Annotated in this window: 16 protein-coding genes; 6 read left to right on the top strand and 10 right to left on the bottom strand. The window is 67.1% G+C overall.

The genetic code is table 11. From position 1 onward, the window contains the following. Positions 1 to 51: 51 nt before the first annotated feature. Both DWF00_RS11055 and DWF00_RS11050 read left to right on the top strand, forming a co-directional pair. Entirely contained in the window at positions 52 to 549 is a 498-nt protein-coding gene (locus tag DWF00_RS11055) for a MaoC family dehydratase (RefSeq protein WP_114827619.1), read from the top strand. 151 nt (positions 550 to 700) lie between these two features. Further along, a complete protein-coding gene (locus DWF00_RS11050; protein ID WP_114827618.1) occupies positions 701 to 1,579 on the top strand; it encodes an HpcH/HpaI aldolase/citrate lyase family protein in 879 nt (292 codons plus the stop codon). Positions 1,580 to 1,588: 9 nt separating this feature from the next. On the opposite strand, the gene DWF00_RS11045 is transcribed toward DWF00_RS11050, so the two are convergent. Genes DWF00_RS11045 through DWF00_RS11035 form a run of 3 tightly spaced genes read right to left on the bottom strand, consistent with a single transcriptional unit; the run spans position 1,589 to position 2,953 of the window. Then, positions 1,589 to 1,771 (bottom strand): hypothetical protein, encoded by a 183-nt coding sequence (locus DWF00_RS11045; protein WP_114827617.1) that lies wholly within the window; start codon positions 1,769 to 1,771, stop codon positions 1,589 to 1,591. An 8-nt stretch (positions 1,772 to 1,779) separates the two neighbouring features. Continuing rightward, positions 1,780 to 2,379 carry a flavin reductase family protein gene (locus DWF00_RS11040; protein ID WP_114827616.1) on the bottom strand — a complete coding sequence of 200 codons (600 nt, stop codon included), beginning with the start codon at positions 2,377 to 2,379 and terminating at the stop codon, positions 1,780 to 1,782. A gap of 4 nt (positions 2,380 to 2,383) precedes the next feature. After that, positions 2,384 to 2,953, bottom strand: a complete 570-nt coding sequence (locus DWF00_RS11035) for a nitroreductase family protein (RefSeq protein WP_114827615.1) — start codon at positions 2,951 to 2,953, stop codon at positions 2,384 to 2,386. Positions 2,954 to 3,457: 504 nt separating this feature from the next. On the opposite strand from DWF00_RS11035, the gene DWF00_RS11030 reads away from it, so the two are divergent. After that, the gene (locus DWF00_RS11030; RefSeq protein WP_425453109.1) at positions 3,458 to 4,312 is read left to right on the top strand and encodes a hypothetical protein; all 855 of its coding nucleotides are present in this window, start codon (positions 3,458 to 3,460) and stop codon (positions 4,310 to 4,312) included. Positions 4,313 to 4,316: 4 nt separating this feature from the next. Here DWF00_RS11030 and DWF00_RS11025 read toward each other — a convergent pair whose 3' ends face one another. From DWF00_RS11025 to thrS, 5 genes are all read right to left on the bottom strand, one after another. After that, on the bottom strand, positions 4,317 to 5,045 hold the full coding sequence (locus DWF00_RS11025) for an SGNH/GDSL hydrolase family protein (RefSeq protein ID WP_114827613.1): 729 nt from the start codon (positions 5,043 to 5,045) through the stop codon (positions 4,317 to 4,319). A 38-nt stretch (positions 5,046 to 5,083) separates the two neighbouring features. Next, on the bottom strand, positions 5,084 to 6,307 hold the full coding sequence (locus DWF00_RS11020; RefSeq protein WP_114827612.1) for an OpgC family protein: 1,224 nt from the start codon (positions 6,305 to 6,307) through the stop codon (positions 5,084 to 5,086). Between the two features lie 229 nt (positions 6,308 to 6,536). Further along, the gene (locus DWF00_RS29415) at positions 6,537 to 7,160 is read right to left on the bottom strand and encodes a GDYXXLXY domain-containing protein (protein WP_181832489.1); all 624 of its coding nucleotides are present in this window, start codon (positions 7,158 to 7,160) and stop codon (positions 6,537 to 6,539) included. Next, entirely contained in the window at positions 7,157 to 8,446 is a 1,290-nt protein-coding gene (locus DWF00_RS11010) for a DUF2157 domain-containing protein (RefSeq protein ID WP_147283634.1), read from the bottom strand. Before DWF00_RS11010 ends, DWF00_RS29415 begins: the two co-directional genes overlap by 4 nt. A 273-nt stretch (positions 8,447 to 8,719) precedes the next feature. Beyond that, a complete protein-coding gene (thrS, locus tag DWF00_RS11005) occupies positions 8,720 to 10,720 on the bottom strand; it encodes a threonine--tRNA ligase (protein WP_425453093.1) in 2,001 nt (666 codons plus the stop codon). Positions 10,721 to 11,018: 298 nt separating this feature from the next. Between thrS and DWF00_RS11000 the strand changes: the two genes are divergently transcribed. Next, complete coding sequence (locus DWF00_RS11000; RefSeq protein ID WP_114827610.1) at positions 11,019 to 13,532, top strand: hypothetical protein; 2,514 nt, start codon at positions 11,019 to 11,021, stop codon at positions 13,530 to 13,532. A gap of 85 nt (positions 13,533 to 13,617) precedes the next feature. After that, complete coding sequence (locus tag DWF00_RS10995; protein ID WP_114827609.1) at positions 13,618 to 13,851, top strand: cysteine rich repeat-containing protein; 234 nt, start codon at positions 13,618 to 13,620, stop codon at positions 13,849 to 13,851. Here the strand turns inward: DWF00_RS10995 and DWF00_RS10990 are convergent. After that, positions 13,848 to 14,105 carry a hypothetical protein gene (locus DWF00_RS10990; protein WP_114827608.1) on the bottom strand — a complete coding sequence of 86 codons (258 nt, stop codon included), beginning with the start codon at positions 14,103 to 14,105 and terminating at the stop codon, positions 13,848 to 13,850. The genes DWF00_RS10995 and DWF00_RS10990 overlap by 4 nt on opposite strands. 175 nt (positions 14,106 to 14,280) lie before the next feature. Continuing rightward, positions 14,281 to 14,625, bottom strand: a complete 345-nt coding sequence (yidD, locus tag DWF00_RS10985; RefSeq protein WP_114827607.1) for a membrane protein insertion efficiency factor YidD — start codon at positions 14,623 to 14,625, stop codon at positions 14,281 to 14,283. A gap of 43 nt (positions 14,626 to 14,668) precedes the next feature. Between yidD and DWF00_RS10980 the strand changes: the two genes are divergently transcribed. Then, positions 14,669 to 15,418 carry a phosphatase PAP2 family protein gene (locus DWF00_RS10980; RefSeq protein ID WP_114827606.1) on the top strand — a complete coding sequence of 250 codons (750 nt, stop codon included), beginning with the start codon at positions 14,669 to 14,671 and terminating at the stop codon, positions 15,416 to 15,418. The last annotated feature ends 36 nt before the right edge of the window (positions 15,419 to 15,454 follow it).

Here is a 15,454-nt window from a genome sequence, read left to right as displayed (position 1 = left end):
GTAAGCGAACCGTTAAAGCCGGCTTCGGGCCGGGCGCGGCAGGAGGATGGAATGGCAGAGGTCAGGCGCCACAAGCGCGGTGGAATCTACTTCGACGACTTCCATGTCGGCGACGTCATCGAGCACGGGCTCACCCGCACGGTGACTCAGATGGACAACATGCTCTTCTCCAACATGACCCTGAACGCGCAACCCCTTCATATCGATGCGCATTTCTGCGCGACCGAGACCGAATGGGGCAAGCCGCTGATGAACTCGCTGTTCACGCTCGGCCTGATGATCGGCATTTCCGTCAACGACACCACTCTCGGCACCACGATCGGCAATCTCGGCATGACCGACGTCACCTTCCCGGCCCCGCTCTTCGAGGGCGACACGATCAACTGCATCACCGAGATCGTCGGCAAGCGCGAGTCGCGCTCGCGGCCCGATGCCGGGATCGTCGAGTTCCAGCACCGCGCCTACAAGCAGGACGGCACGCTCGTGGCGCAATGCAGGCGGCAGGCTTTCATGCGTAAGTATCCGGCTCCAGAAGCGATCACGGCCTGAGAGACCATTCGATAATTCTACCATCGCGGCCGTCTGACGCGGCCGCCTCCGCTTCCGGTGCTCACGTACTGATGTACGCTCCGCTCCGGTTCTCGACAGCCACGCCAGCCAGCTCACGCTGGCGAATTCTCAAACGGTCTCGCGAGACAGCATGCGTTCCCTCCTCTTCGTTCCCGGCGACTCCCCGAAGAAGCTGCACAAGGGCCTCGAAAGCGGCGCTGACGCGCTGATTCTCGACCTGGAGGATTCCGTCGCGCTCGGCGGCAAGCCGCAGGCCCGCGAGATCAGCCTCGGCTTTCTCAGGGAGGCCCGCCAGCAGGCGAAGCGCCCGCTGCTGATCGTGCGCATCAACGCGCTCTCAACCGGCATGAGCGATGCCGATCTCGACGCGGTCATGCCGGGCGCGCCGGATGCGATCATGCTGCCGAAAGCGGAGGGGGGCACCGACGTCTCGCACCTCGCCGCCCGCATCGCGGTGCGCGAGGCCGAGAACGACCTGCCCGATGGCGCGACGAAGATCATCCCGATCGCGACCGAGACGGCCAAGGGCATTTTCGGGCTCGGCAGCTATGCCGGCGCGACCCACCGCCTGACGGCGCTGACCTGGGGGGCGGAAGACCTCTCGGCCGATCTCGGCGCCGAGACCAACCGGCTGAGCGACGGCAGCTACACCGACCCGTACCGCCTCGCCCGCTCGCTCGCGCTCTTCGCGGCGGCCTCGGCCCAGGTCGATGCGATCGACACCGTCTTCACCAATTTCCGCGACGCCGAGGGCTTCGAAGCCGAATGCATCGCCGGCCGCCGCGACGGCTTCACCGGCAAGATGGCGATCCACCCGGCACAGGTGCCGGTGATCAACCGGGTCTTCGCCCCGGCGCCGGAGGAGCTCGCCAAGGCGGAGGCGATCATCGCGCTCTTCGCCGCCAACCCGGGCGTCGGCGTCATCGGCCTCGACGGCGAGATGCTCGACCGGCCGCACCTCGTCCGGGCGCAGCGGCTGAAGGCGCGGGCCGAGAAGCTGGCTGGCTGAGCCGACGGCTCAGGGCGTCCTGATCTGGCGGCAATTGCGCTGCGTCGACGAGAGGCACTCCTGCGCCTTCTTCGCGCGATCGAGCTCCAGCAGCAGCCACAGGCCCGCGCCGAGCAGCAGGAGCACTGCGATGACCGCCAGCAGGTTGACGGTCATCTTCCAGTCATGGTCCTCGTCGTCGGGGCGAGGCACCGGATCCCCTAGGCGCCGGGCGGGCGCGTGATCGAGAACACGCTGGCGACCTCGGCATAATCGGCATAGCCGCAACGCGCGATCGGGTTGGCGCCGGCCGTGTCGAACCTGCCATCGACGATATAGCGATCGTCGATGAAGACGCCGACAACCTGCCCGAACACGATCCAGTGCGGCACGTCGTTGCCGTCGAGGTCCTTGACCTGCTGGATCGAGAGCAATTTGCACTCCAGCGCCGCCGGGCTGGCGGCGACGCGTGGCGGCTTGACGAAATGCGACGGCGCCATCGCGAGGTCGGCATGCTCGTATTCGCTCGATCCGCGCGGCAGCGGCGCCGAGGTCAGGTTCATTTGTTGGGCGAGAGCCATCGTCACCAGCGAGCAGGTGAACTCGCCGGTCTCCTCGATGAAGGCGAGCGCGTCCTTCTTGTGCTCCGAGGAGAACATCACGATGTTCGGCCGCGCCGAAACCGCGTTGAAGAAGCTATAGGGCGAGAGATTGACCTCGCCCTTGGCGCTGAGCGCCGTGATCCAGCCGATAGGGCGCGGCGCGACGATCGCCTTGAACGGATCATGCGACAGGACGGGTTTGTCCGAATGATAGTGCATGCGCTCAGGCTCCGTAGTGGCTGGTGATGTCGGCGAGCACCGGCCGCTCGCGGTCGGCCGGCGTGCCGGTCGAGCTGCCGATGTGGATGAAGCCGGCCATGCGCTCGTCGGCGCTGAGTCCGAAGGCGGTGAGCACCTCGCGGTCGAAGGAGAACCAGTTGGTCAGCCAGGAAGCGCCAAAACCCATCGCCTGCGCAGCGACCAGGATGTTCATGCAGACGGCGCCGGCAGAGAGCTCCTGCTCCCATTCCGGGATCTTCACATGTGGCTTGGCGGTGGAGACCACGCCGATGATCAGCGGCGCATAGGAGAGGCGCTTCGCCTCGAAGGCGACCTTCTCCTCGTCGGCGCCCGGATTCTTGGCGCGGAAGACCTCGCCGACCAGGGCCGCCGCCTTGTCCTTGCCCGCGCCCTCGAACACGATGAAGCGCCAGGGCGCCAGCTTGCCATGATCGGGCACGCGCGCGCCGATGGTCAGCAGGTCGCTGAGCTGGTCGGGGCTGGGGCCGGGCGCGGTGAGGAATTGCGGCGGCACCGAACGGCGCAGCTTGAGCAGGGCGAGCGTATCGGTCATGAGACATCCGGGCGCGAGGAGAGCCGGCGCCTTCGCAGGCGCCGGGCGGATTGCTTCTGAACTGGGGTGTGTCGTCAGCGATGGTTAGGGGTTGGACGGGAGCGATTTTGGCCGAGTAGAAGGAGCGTGAGGACGCAAGCCTTTCGGCTTGCTACGAAATGCGACGCGCTAATCGGCCAAAAGCGCCCCGCCCCTTCGGGGTGAGGTGAAAAATGGCCATCTGCCGCGTCGCATCACTCGCCAAGACGGACGTCTTGGCGTCGCGCTGCTCCTTCCATATGGCCATTTTTGACCTCATCCAACCCCTAACCATCGCTGACGACACACCCTATGCTTCGCCATGAAGAGGACAAGCAAGCCTGCTCATACAGGGACGCAGGGGTGCCGAGGATCGTGAGCATGTTTCAACTGGAGGCGTTCAAGACGCGTCGCCTGATCGCCGGGCCCGGCGCGCGCAAGCGCCTGCGCGGCCTCGTCACCGCCTGCTTCGCCGCCACCTTGCTGATGGCCCAGGACGACACGGGCGCGCAGCCCCTGCCGCCGCCCCGCCCCGACGCGCCGGCCGCGACCGCCCTGCCCCCGACCGTGTCGAGCGCCCTTCCCGGCATCCCGGTGAGCATGGCGCTCAGCGCGCAATTCTCCAACGACCGCAGGCCGATCAAGTCCGGCCTGGTCTGGCGCGTGCTGGCCGACACCGCCGACGGCTCGCCGATGCGCATCGTCGCGCGCTCGACCGATGCCGAGCCGGTCTTCTCGCTCGAACCCGGCACCTATGTGCTGCACGCCGCCTATGGCTTCGCCAGCGGCACCAAGCGGGTCACGCTCGGCCAGCAGGGCCTGCGCGACCAGGTCTCGATCAGTGCCGGCGGGCTGACGCTCGGCGGCTCGATCGGCGAGGTGCCGATCCAGCCGGCGCAGCTCAGCTTCTCGGTCTTCGTGCCCTTGCAGGGCAACTCCGAAGGCCGCCTCGTCGTCGGCAACGCCAAGGCCGGCGAGGTGATCCGCCTGCCGGAGGGCACCTATCACGTCGTCTCGACCTACGGCGATTCGAACGCCATCCAGCGCGCCGACGTCGTGGTCGAATCCGGCAAGGTCACCGACGCGACGCTGCACCACCGCGCCGCGCGCGTGACGCTGAAGCTCGTCGCCGCGGCCGGCGGGGAGGCCTTCGCCGGCACCGCCTTCAGCGTGCTGACCCCCGGCGGCGACGTCATCCGCGAGGCGATCGGCGCCTTTCCGCAGGTCATCCTGGCCGAAGGCGACTATGTGTTGATCGCCCGGCAGGAAGGCCAGGTCTACTCGCGCGACTTCAAGGTGGAGTCGGGGCTCGACCGCGACATCGAGGTGCTGGCGAAGTAAGCGCTTAGTTGGTCGGCTTGGGGCCTTCCGCGAGGTCGAGCTTCGCGCCGGTCAGCCCGCTGACCAAGCCATCGGCGATCCTGATCGCCAGGCAGCGATAGCTCGCATCGACCATGTGGAGCCCGTCCATGCCGACGAGCTCTTCCTCGGTGAACTTGTTCGACTTGGCCCAGCTCTTCATCATCGCATGGCGCGGGAAGACGGAGACGTTGAGCTCACCGGCCGTCTTGGCCAGGACCGCGCGATACTCCTCGTATTTCGGGTAGCGGTCCTCGCGCGGCAGCCATTGCAGGTCCATCAGCACCATGTCGATGCCGGCATTCTCGACCTTGCGGATGCCCTTCTTCAGGATCTTGGCGAGCTTCTCCTCGCCGACATCGCGGATCGCGTCGTTGACCACCGTCTGCCAGATCACGATCGTCGGCTTCTCGGCGATGACGTCGGCATCGATGCGCAGCAGCATGTCATAGGCCGACTGGCCACCGATGCCCTTGTTGACGACCTTGATGTCCCGGTCAGGCAGGCGGCGCTTCAGCTCGGCCTCGAGCACGGCGGGATAGCTGCGCTCGGCCTGGCTCGCGCCGGAGCCGGCCGTCGTCGAGGAGCCCAGCGCGACGATGGTGAGCTTGCCCGTCTCCTGCAAGGCCTTCTTGGCCGCGCTGAGGCTAGGCTGAAAAGGGTGGTCGGCCGCCCCCGCCCGGCAGCGCTGGTCTGCACTCAAGGCAAGCGTCATCGACCCGGCCTGAGCCGCGCCGATCAGCAGTGCCGAAGTCAGGATTGCGGCGCCGAGGCGCCGAGCGCCGCCGATGGTTTGCTCACGGAGCCTTGCAGCGCGACCGACTGATACCACGACAGGAACATCCCCAGCCCAAGCAGCATGGTAATGCCGGTCAGGCAGACGAGCAACTGCACGCCGAGTGCGAAATAGGTCTCGGCCAGAATGATCTGTCCGGCGATCGACAAGACGACCCCGGCGCAGAACACTTCCAGCGAATGCCGTCCCATCACGGCGAGATTACGGCCGACCACGCCCGAGATCATGGCCGAGCCCACTGGGACGAAGCGGATGAACAGCCAGAGCAGCGACGCCAAATGCACCACACGGACGACCGCAAGGTTGGTCTTGTCGCTGCCCATTTGCAGGCTCTCGATCCAGTCGTTCAGGACGGAGATGCCGAACGGATTGCCCGACGACACCTTCACCATCACCGCAAAGACGAGGAAGCCTGCTGCCATGAGATCGATCGCGCGCGAGCGCGGCGCTTCGACCCGCAGCAGCATGGCCCGGCCGAGCACCACGCCGAGCGTGAACAGGAACTGCCAGGCAAAGGGATTGAAGAACCAGCCGGCCGCGCCCGTGTTCGGGAAGTTGAGGCCGAGATGCACCGCGCCCTGCCACACCAGCGCAGAGGCCATGAGCGCCAGCGCCGGGCTGAAGCGCACCGCGTAGTAGGCCAGCGGGAACAGCGCGAGCAGCACGATGTAGAGCGGCAGGATGTCGAGGTAATAGGGCTGATAGGTCAGCGTCAGTGCATCGACCACCGCCGCCGGCGTGTCGTTGAAGAAGGGCTGGATGTTGATCGCCTCGATATAGAGCGGGTTGTGCGTGCCGGTGACGGCGCGCGCCACCACGCCGCAGACGATCAGGAAGACGGCGAGATGGGCGATGTACAGCGTCCACAGCCGCGCCCCGATCCGGACCGCGCCAACGCCAAGCCCGCGCCGCTCGATCAACACGCCATAGGCCAGCACGGCCGAGACTCCCGCGAGCAGCACGAAGATGTCGGCCGCATCCGAGAAGCCGAAATTATGCGGCATGAAGCTGGCGACGACATTGCCGGGCATGTGGTTGATGAAGATGATCAGCAGCGCCAGCCCGCGCACCGCATCGATGCGCGCGTCGCGGCCGAGAGGAGCGGCGAGCGTCGCCAGCCCGCCGGATCCGTCAGCTTTTCCGAGAAGCAGATATCGCAGGAAGGAGGGGCTTTGCGACATGCGGCAGCTCCAGACGAGTCCCGGACACCAGGCGCACCGGCCAACGCCATGAACGAAACCTGACGGCCCTGTTCATCTGCCGTTCATATAACGGAGACGAGGCGGCGACCATGGGGGACGCGCTCACATCTCTGTGTCTTGCCGGTGGGGGAAGGCGCGACGGCTCCGCGGCCAAAGCCGCAGATGCCACCTACCATGCGTTTCCAGGGCTGAATGTGCGCTACGGCACTCAGTACGGCGGCTCTTCGTAAACAGGCTTGCCGTCGATCAGCAGGCGCTTGATCGCGGCCTGGCCCGAGGCCGCGACGGCCGCGACGACCTCGATCCGGCTGCGCTCGGTGTGCTCGATCGCGAGCCCTTCGCCCTGCGGGACGAAATAACTTTCCAGCCCATAGGCGACGCGCAGGCCGGTGCGGCCGCGGTCGCATTGCAAGGTGTTCTGCGCGTCATTCGGGCAAGCGCCCTCCGAGCGCACTGTCCCGGCAATGACGGCCTCGGGGGCCTTCACGTCGGGACGCGCCTTGTAGGCGGCAACGACCCGCGCGAAGCCCTCGGCATTGGGCGCCAGGCGCACATAGATCGTCTCGCCCCGCTTGAACACGCGGTCGCCCTCGGTGCCGACGAGGTCGAAGCGGCTGATCTCGTAGTTCAGCACGACATAGTCGCCGCGGAAGAGGTCGCGCGGATCGACCGGCTCGGTCTTCAGCCTGATCTCGGCGCCGGAGCTGAGGATGCTGGCCCGGCTCTGGACGAGCAGGCCGATGGCGCCGCACAGCACCAGCATGGCGAGGATGGCCCGCACCAGCACCGGCACGCGCGCGATCACAAGATCGGCAGAGGGGATGCGCATCATGCAGCCTCCCCTGCAGCGGGCCGTGCCAGCCGGGCGAAGAGCCGACGCGCCCCGCCTGCCACCACCAGAAGCACCGCGCCGGCGATGAGGAAGAACAGCGATTGGTCGAGCAAGGTCCCGACGGTCTTCCAGAGCAGGACCATGATGGCGATGCCGAACAGCGCCGTGCCGGCCATCACCAGCCGCCGCAGGCCGCCCAGGGCGCCAGCGCTGATCAGCGCGACGGCGATCGCCAGGATCAGGCCACCGACCGCGACCTTGCCGGGCAGCCGCATCGCGCCGCCGCTCCAGAATATCAGCGGCACCGCAAGCGTGAGCAGGAGCGCGATCCCCAGCGTCACGGCAAAGCGCCGGTCGCGCGCGAACCAGGCAAGGCCCGCCAGCCCCGGCAACGCCAGCGCATAGGCGAGATAGACCGGCAGGATCGCGTGGCCAGGGAGCGCCTCGCGCGGATCGAGAATGCGGAACAGCTCGACATTGAGGCCGACGACCAGCGCGATCAGCCCCCATGGCAGGCAAGCGGTGAGCAGCGCCGGCCCGCCGCGATCGATCGCGAAGGCGCCGAGCAGCAGGTAGACCACCGCGACGCCGAGCCCGTAGGCGATCAAGCCATATTCGAAGTGCCAGACCGTCCAATCTCCCGGCAGCAACCCGAGCCAGACCGCCAGCGAGAGCACGGCCACATGATGCACGAGCCTTGCCCGCCGCCCTAGCGCCAGCCAGAGCGCCGGCACGTAGCCGATCAGGAAGGCGAGGTGGAGCGCGCCGTTATTCTCGTCCCAGCGCCCGCATGTCCATGCCGTCAAGGCGATGAAGGCGACGATCAGCGCGCCGTTCGAGCGCAGCAAAAAGGCGACCGCGAGCGCGCCGAGCGCGATCAGCAGCGCCCCGCCCGGCCAGTCCGCGGGCAAGTGGTACATCTGGCCGACCAGCGCGACGCCGGCGGCGAAGATCAGCGTACCGCAGGTCGTCGCCGCATCGGCGCCGAGATCCGAGCCCCGGCTTTGCAGCCGCGCGCCGATGCCGAGGGCGCCAACGATCCCGGCGAGGATCATGCCGAGCTTCATCAGCCGCGGCATCTCCTCCCAGTTCGCCGCGACGAAGGCAGAGACGCTGGCGGCGATGAGCAGGCCGCCGAGCATGCCGAGCAGCCCCGGCAGGCGCAGGCCGCTATCGCGCCCAAGCGACTGACGGATGGTCGCGGCGCTGCCGGCGCTGACCAGTCCATCGGCCACCCAGCGGGTCAGGTCGGCCTCGAGCCGCTTGCGATAAGTTCCACCCAGCATGGGAGTCACCTTGCATACCAGTTCGGATTTGGCGAGCCCGGCCGAGATGCGGTGCACAGGTCGTTCGACGGCAAACAGACCGGGCGAGCCCCCCTCTTCCCTTCTCCCCCTGCGGGAGAAGGTGCCCCGGCAGGGGCGGATGAGGGGTCGCGCCGACGTGTCCGATCAAGGGGGTCGCAGGCGCCACTTGAAAGCGTCGCGCGACCCCTCATCCGCCTGCCGGCACCTTCTCCCGCAGGGGGAGAAGGATCGCTAGCGAACGAGGGCTTCGCCTCAGGCAGCCTTCTGCGCTGCCTTGCGCCGCGCCAGGTCGGGCGGGGTCGCCTCCTCGCTCAGCAGCTTCAGCGCCTCGTCCAGGCTCAGCACGGTCTGCGCTTGGCTGCCGAGCCGGCGGATGGTGACCGTGCGCTCCTCGGCCTCGCGCTTGCCGACGGCGAGGATGACCGGGACCTTGGCCAGCGAGTGCTCGCGCACCTTGTAGCTGATCTTCTCGTTGCGAAGGTCGGCCCGGGCCCGCAGGTTGTAGCCGAAGGCCGCCTCGGTGACCTTCTCGGCATAGGCGTCGGCCTCCGAGGTGATCGGGCAGACGACGATCTGCTCGGGCGCCAGCCAGAGCGGGAAATGCCCGGCATGGTGCTCGATCAGGATGCCGGCGAAGCGCTCCAGCGAGCCGCAGATCGCCCGGTGCACCATGCTCGGCGTCTTCTTCTCGCCGTCGGAGCCGATATAGAAGGCGCCGAACCGCTCCGGCAGATTGAAGTCGACCTGCGTCGTGCCGCATTGCCAGTCGCGGCCGATGGCGTCGCGCAGGACGTATTCGAACTTCGGCCCGTAGAATGCGCCCTCACCCGGATTGATCTCGGTCTTGATCCGGTTGCCGGACTGCGCCGCGATCTGGGTCAGCACCTTCTCCATCACGTCCTCGGCATGGTCCCACATCGCGTCGGTGCCGACGCGCTTCTCGGGCCTTGTCGAGAGCTTGATGACGAGGTCGTCGGTGAAGCCGAAATCGGCATAGACCGAGAGGATCAGGTCGTTGATCTTCAGGCATTCGGCCGCGAGATCGGCCTCGGTGCAGAAGATGTGGGCGTCGTCCTGGGTGAAGCCGCGCACGCGCATCAGCCCGTGCAGCGCGCCTGACGGTTCGTAGCGATGCACCGCGCCGAATTCCGCAAGCCGGATCGGCAGATCGCGGTAGCTCTTCAGGCCGTGCTTGAAGATTTGCACATGCCCGGGGCAGTTCATCGGCTTCAGCGCAAAGACCTTCTGGTCGCGCGCCGGATCGTTCGGGTTCTCGAACGCCGTCGCCGACTTCACCGCGAACATGTTGTCCTGGTACCAGCCCCAGTGGCCCGAGGTCTCCCAGAGCGACTTGTCGAGCACCTGCGGCGCGTTGACCTCCTCGTAGTCGGCGGCGAGGCGCCGGCGCATATAGGTCAGGATTTCCTGGAACAGCCGCCAGCCCTTCGAGTGCCAGAACACGACGCCCGGCCCCTCCTCCTGGAAATGGAACAGGTCCATCTCCCGGCCGATCTTGCGGTGGTCGCGCTTCTCCGCCTCCTCGATCTGCTTGAGATGCGCGTCGAGCTCCTCCTGCTTGGCGAAGGCGGTGCCGTAGATGCGCGTCAGCATCGGGTTGTTCGAATCGCCGCGCCAATAGGCGCCGGCCACCTTCATCAGCTTGAAGGCGTTGCCGACCTTGCCGACGGAGGTCATGTGCGGGCCGCGGCAGAGGTCGATCCAGTCGCCCTGCGCGTACATCTTCAGCGTCTGGTCTTCCGGGATCGCGTCGACCAGCTCGACCTTGAAGTTCTCGCCCTTGTCGCGGAAGAACTGCTTGGCGCGCTCGCGGCTCCATTCCTCCTTGGTGAAGGGTTTGTCGCGTGCGATGATCTCGCGCATCTTCTTCTCGATCGGCGCGAAATCCTCCGGCGAAAACGGCTCGTTGCGGGCAAAATCGTAGAAGAAGCCGCCCTCGATCACCGGGCCAATCGTCACCTGCGTGCCCGGATAGAGCTCCTGCACGGCTTCCGCGAGCACGTGGGCGCAGTCATGGCGGATCAGTTCGAGCGCGCGCGGGTCCTCCCGGGTCAGGAACTCGATCTTCGCATCCTTGCCGATCGCATCGCCGAGGTCGACGACGGTGCCGTCGATGGCCATCGCCACGGTGCGCTTCAGCAGCGAGGGGGAAATGCCGCCGGCGATGTCCTTGCCGGTGATGCCGGAGGGAAATTCGCGCTTCGCGCCATCGGGAAATGTCAGGGAGATCATCATCGTCGTGCTCCTGCTCACTCGGGGACACAAACCCCGTAAGCCAAGGCCGGATACTGAAGGTAAGCGGCGACATCCGTATCCGGGGGAGGATGTCGTCAGATCGAGGCGGCCCGAACAGCCAAGCCTGCGCGCCCTCGCCTATACGAGCAAGCGCCGGCAGGCAATCGCGCCTGCCGTCATGGCCTTGCCCGACCTGCCGCAGGGCCAACGCTGACGCTTCAGGCTTGCCCGCAGCTGGAGGCTGCCCTAATCTGAAGACCGCGAGCAAATATCCAAAATTCCAAGCAACGGACCGCGTATGGAGCTGCAAGCCGCCCCTGCGCTGCGCGATATCCGGCCGGCTATATTGGCCTTTCCGGGCGATTTTGCTCGCGTCGTCTATGCCTGCCGCGTCCCGGTCATTGCCGTCATCATCGGCTATTTTCTGCTGGTCGGCGTCAATCAGGCGCGCGACCTCTTCCTGGTGTTCAGCGGGCCGGCGATCATCGGGGGCGAGACCGCCAAGGCCAACCTCTTCGGCGCCTTCATGCGCTGGCTGGTCTATTTCTGGCTGCACATCTTCCTCTGGGCGATGATGGTGCAGGCTTCGGCGCAGTATCTGCTGCGCGACAGCGCCTGGCTGATCGGCCCCGGCCGGGAGATGACCGCGCGCGACCGCGACATCTACGATCGCCGCTTCCGCCTGCTGGTGGTGCTGATGCCCTACCTGCTGGCGGGCGCGACCTATCTCGTCGTCTGGCTCGGCTTCGAGGCCGCCCTGCGCGACTTGCCGGACACGCGAAGCGGCACGCTGGCCCAGTCGGCCCGGATCGTGAAGGAGGAGCGCTGGGGCTTCTATGCCGCGCTGCTCCTCGCCTTCGTCGCGCATTTCGCGCTCTGGCTGCGCAATATCCGCGAGATCGCGCGGCAGAATGCCGGCATCGTCTGGCCGCGCCGCGGCGATCTGACGGCGACCTTCACCGACGACCCCGACCGGCAGAGCGCCGTCACCATCCAGGCCTCCGTCTATCTCACGCTCGGCGCGCTTGCGCTCATTGCCGCCGCGCTCTGGGGCGGGCTGCTGCTGAGATATGTCGGCGGCATCTATCTGGTGCCGATCCTGCTCGGCGCCTGGATCCCGCTCTTCTCCAAGCTCGGCGAATGGAGCCAGCGCTCGCACGTGCCGTACACGCTGATCGGCGTCGCCGCCTGGATCGCGCTCATCGCCTGGTACGGCCACCCCAACGACGTCAGGCGCGCCGAGCTGCCGCCGCAGCCGCCTCCCGGCATCGTCGCGGCCACCGAGGCCTGGAAAGCCGCCAATTGCTCGGCTGAGAACTGCCCCCGCCCGATCCTGGTGACGACGGCCGGCGGCGCCTCGCGCGCCGCCTTCTTCACCGCGACCGTGCTCGGCGAGCTGCTCGACAATCCCTGCCTCGAACCCGGCCGGGACTGCGAGGGCCAGGCGCCGACAGCGACCCTGCTCAGCCGCCGCATCTTCGCGATCTCGGGCGTGTCGGGCGGTTCGCTCGGCGCAGCCCAGGTCGCGGCGGCGATGAGTGATACGCGCGGCGGCGCCAACCCGCCCTGCGAGCCGGCCCAGCCCGAGCACTATTTCAAGCGGCTGACGCCGACGAGCTGGCGCGACTGCCTGCAGATCCTCGCCAGCGACGATTTCCTCTCCCACACCGTGCTCGCCATGGTGACCGGCGAGCCTTTCCTCTTCCTCGAACGCTGGATCGGCTGGATCTGGCCGGGCCAACGCTTCCGCGACCGCGCCGCGATCCTCGAAGACAGCTGGATCGGCTCCTATCGCCGCCACACCCGCCCCGCTGTGACGGGCGCGCAGCCGCCATTCAGCAGCGGCGACCTTGCCGGCTCGTTCTCGCGGCTCGGCGCGATCAGACGCCAGTCAGGCTCCTGGCTGCCCTTGCTCGTGCTCAACGGCACGGCGGAGGAAACGGGGCGGCGCATCCTCTCCAGCCAGCTCGACAGCCGCCTCGGCTCCGGCCGGCTCTTCGTCGATGCCAACGACGTCAACGCCCTGCTCGGCCGGCCACCAATCCCTCCCGCGACGGCAGGCGAATGCGCCATCCTCGAAAAGAGCGAGGGCCGCGACCTGACGGTGGCCAGCGCCGTCACCAACAGCGCCCGCTTCCCGATGATCTCGCCGGCCGGCCGCTTCACCAGCGCCTGCGAGCTCAAGCTCAGCGTGGTCGACGGCGGCTATTTCGAGAATGACGGCGCCACCACCACGGCCGAGATCGCGCTCGCCTTGAAGGGGCTCGGCCTGGACCCGGCGGTGATCCACATCGCCAACGAACCGCGCGACCAGGCCGACACGCCCTCGCCCGACCTCCTGCCCGAGCATGTCGAGGAGGAGTGGCTTCCGGTCGTGCAGAGCCCGCTCAACGCCCTGCTCGCGACGCGGACGGCGCGGGGCACCTATGCGCTCGAGATCCTGAAGAACGTCGTAGACCCCGGCTATGTCGCCGATCCCAGGAATCCCGACGCCCCGAAGAACTTCGCGTCCTTCCTGGTCTATGGCGAGACCGCGCGCGCGGAGGCCGAGAGCTTCACCAAGGATGACGGCCTCTCCGGCTACCGCAGCACGGCGTTGAAACCCGGCAACTATCCCTGCTTCAACAAGATCCCCCGCGACGACGCGCAATCCGACACGCTGAAGAAGGTCTCGATGAGCTGGTGGCTGTCGAAGCCGGTGCAGGAATATCTCGACCGTCAGACCTACTTCGCGCCGAACTGCCGCTCCTTCCTCAAGGTGCGGACCTGGCTCAACGAGCTGCTGCCTGCGGCGCAGAAGGCTGCGCCCTGACGTTTTGCCATTGTCGTCCCGGCCCATCGGCCGTCACGCGCCAGCCCGCACGATGCCGCAGCACCGACAGAACGGAGCGATCACCATGAAACGGATTCTCACGCTGGCCTTCATTGCCGCAAGCGCGCTTCAGCCTGCGTTCGCGCAGGATAGCGCCGCCCTGCGCAGGGCCTGCCAGGCGGACGCAGCCAGACTCTGCGCTGGCGTGATGCCCGGCGGCGGCCGCATCGCCAACTGCTTCAAGGAGAAGCGCGATCAGCTCTCGGATGGGTGCCGCACCGCGCTCCAGCAGGCAAGCGCGCAACGCAAGGCCGACTAGCTTCTGTTGTTCGTGCGCCAGCAGCCGGCTGACATTCCGGTTTTCCAGACGCCGGTCGATCGGCAGGTTTCCTGGGTGCTCGTGCAGATCGCAATGCAGCGGGCGGCATTGTTGGCGGCCGCCTGGCAGCGCGACTCACAGGTCTTGTTCATCTGCGAGCAGGATTGCGTCGCCGCCTTGCAGCCGTCCTGGCCGACTGCGGACTGCGAAACCAAGAGGCCGGCCAGCACGGCGACCAACGCGACTGCCTTCATCACCACCTCCCCAACCCGCGGTGACGAAGCGTCGCAATGTCGTGGAGCCAAGTCTACTGCCATTCCGGGTAGAGCATGATGCCGAAAAGTGGGTACCGGTTTTCGGCATCATGCTCCGACTCTTTGATGAGAGCCTTGCTCGCTCACCCCATCCGTGAGAGGCAGCGCTTCTGCGTCAGGTCTCGGGCTCGAGCGGCGGCGGCGCGTTGACGCCGCGCCAGCGGCCATAGGACCACGGCCGGTACCAGGCGCAATCCGGCGGCAGCTCCTCGCAGACGAGGTCGATGCCGCTGGTGCCGAGCGGCGTGCAGCGGCAGATGCGCGCGAAGCCGATCCAGCCGCCGCGCCAGACTCCGAAACGCTGGACGGCCTCGTCGGTATAGGTCGAGCAACTCGGCCAATGCCGGCATTGCCGGCCGATCAGCATGGAAAAGCTAAGCTGGTAACCGCGGATCAACCAATGTACGCCACGACGTGGAGCCTGAGCAAAAAGACGTGACAAGGCCCGGTCGGATGCCATTTCATCCTTTTGCCCCTTCGTTTGCCCTGCCCTGAGATCAGCCATGCCCCGCCACGCTCCGCGATCGCTCTTCCGCCTTCCGCTCAAGGTGGCGGCCATTCTCGTCCCGGCCGCCCTGCTCGTCTCGTTGAGCCCGGCCGCGGCGCAGCAGCGCACCAGCCTCATCTGGCTCGATTCGACCAAGATCGACATCGCCCGCACCATCGGCCTGCCGCCGGCCCAGAACTCGCCGGAGAACCGGAAGGAGTTCGAGGAGGTGCTGCAGCTCACGCTCAGCCGCACTCCCGAGCGCGAGAAGGCCGCGATCGCCGACCAATACCAGACCCTGGCCCGCTTCCTCGAGGGCATGGGCGTCGATGCGAAGCTCAACGAGCACCGCGAAGTCCGCCTGCTGTTCCGCGAGGCGCAGGTCGAGCTCGGCATCCTCCTGCTCGGCGTCCGCCGCCTGACCGCCCGCCAGCGCCCCTTTACCGTCTGGAACAAGGTCAGGGTCAAGCCCTGCCCCGGCGGACGGCCCGAGGGCACCTCCTTCCCTTCGACCCATGCCGCGACCGCAGCCCTCTACGCCGCGCTGCTCGGCGAGGCCGTGCCCGAGATGAAGGACAAGTTCGAGGAGCGCGTCGCCTCCTATGACGAAAGCCGCCTGATCTGCGGCTTCCACTATCGCAGCGACCTTCCGGCCGGGGACAAGGCGGGCCGCCTGGTCGCCACCGCGCTCCTGCTCGACCGCGCCTTCCGCTCCCGCTTCGACGAGACCCGCGCCGAGATCAGGAAATCGTTCGGTCTCACCTGACCGCCGCGACATCCTGCTGCCCAACTCAATCGCGGC

This window comes from Allobosea caraganae, from assembly GCF_003351345.1.
GTDB classification, from domain to species: domain Bacteria; phylum Pseudomonadota; class Alphaproteobacteria; order Rhizobiales; family Beijerinckiaceae; genus Allobosea; species Allobosea caraganae.
The sequence above is the reverse complement of the archived record's forward strand: the minus strand, read 5'-3'. Positions and strand labels throughout refer to the sequence as shown.

Excerpts from the sequence above, each read along its gene's own strand:
- DWF00_RS11055 (WP_114827619.1), top strand. The coding sequence starts at position 52 with ATGGCAGAGGTCAGGCGCCACAAGCGCGGTGGAATCTACTTCGACGAC.
- DWF00_RS11050 (WP_114827618.1), top strand. The coding sequence starts at position 701 with ATGCGTTCCCTCCTCTTCGTTCCCGGCGACTCCCCGAAGAAGCTGCAC.
- DWF00_RS11040 (WP_114827616.1), bottom strand. The coding sequence starts at position 2,379 with ATGCACTATCATTCGGACAAACCCGTCCTGTCGCATGATCCGTTCAAG.
- DWF00_RS11035 (WP_114827615.1), bottom strand. The coding sequence starts at position 2,953 with ATGACCGATACGCTCGCCCTGCTCAAGCTGCGCCGTTCGGTGCCGCCG.
- DWF00_RS11030 (WP_425453109.1), top strand. The coding sequence starts at position 3,458 with ATGGCCCAGGACGACACGGGCGCGCAGCCCCTGCCGCCGCCCCGCCCC.
- DWF00_RS11025 (WP_114827613.1), bottom strand. The coding sequence starts at position 5,045 with ATGACGCTTGCCTTGAGTGCAGACCAGCGCTGCCGGGCGGGGGCGGCC.
- DWF00_RS11020 (WP_114827612.1), bottom strand. The coding sequence starts at position 6,307 with ATGTCGCAAAGCCCCTCCTTCCTGCGATATCTGCTTCTCGGAAAAGCT.
- DWF00_RS29415 (WP_181832489.1), bottom strand. The coding sequence starts at position 7,160 with ATGATGCGCATCCCCTCTGCCGATCTTGTGATCGCGCGCGTGCCGGTG.
- DWF00_RS11010 (WP_147283634.1), bottom strand. The coding sequence starts at position 8,446 with ATGCTGGGTGGAACTTATCGCAAGCGGCTCGAGGCCGACCTGACCCGC.
- thrS (WP_425453093.1), bottom strand. The coding sequence starts at position 10,720 with ATGATGATCTCCCTGACATTTCCCGATGGCGCGAAGCGCGAATTTCCC.
- DWF00_RS11000 (WP_114827610.1), top strand. The coding sequence starts at position 11,019 with ATGGAGCTGCAAGCCGCCCCTGCGCTGCGCGATATCCGGCCGGCTATA.
- DWF00_RS10995 (WP_114827609.1), top strand. The coding sequence starts at position 13,618 with ATGAAACGGATTCTCACGCTGGCCTTCATTGCCGCAAGCGCGCTTCAG.
- DWF00_RS10990 (WP_114827608.1), bottom strand. The coding sequence starts at position 14,105 with ATGAAGGCAGTCGCGTTGGTCGCCGTGCTGGCCGGCCTCTTGGTTTCG.
- yidD (WP_114827607.1), bottom strand. The coding sequence starts at position 14,625 with ATGGCATCCGACCGGGCCTTGTCACGTCTTTTTGCTCAGGCTCCACGT.
- DWF00_RS10980 (WP_114827606.1), top strand. The coding sequence starts at position 14,669 with ATGCCCCGCCACGCTCCGCGATCGCTCTTCCGCCTTCCGCTCAAGGTG.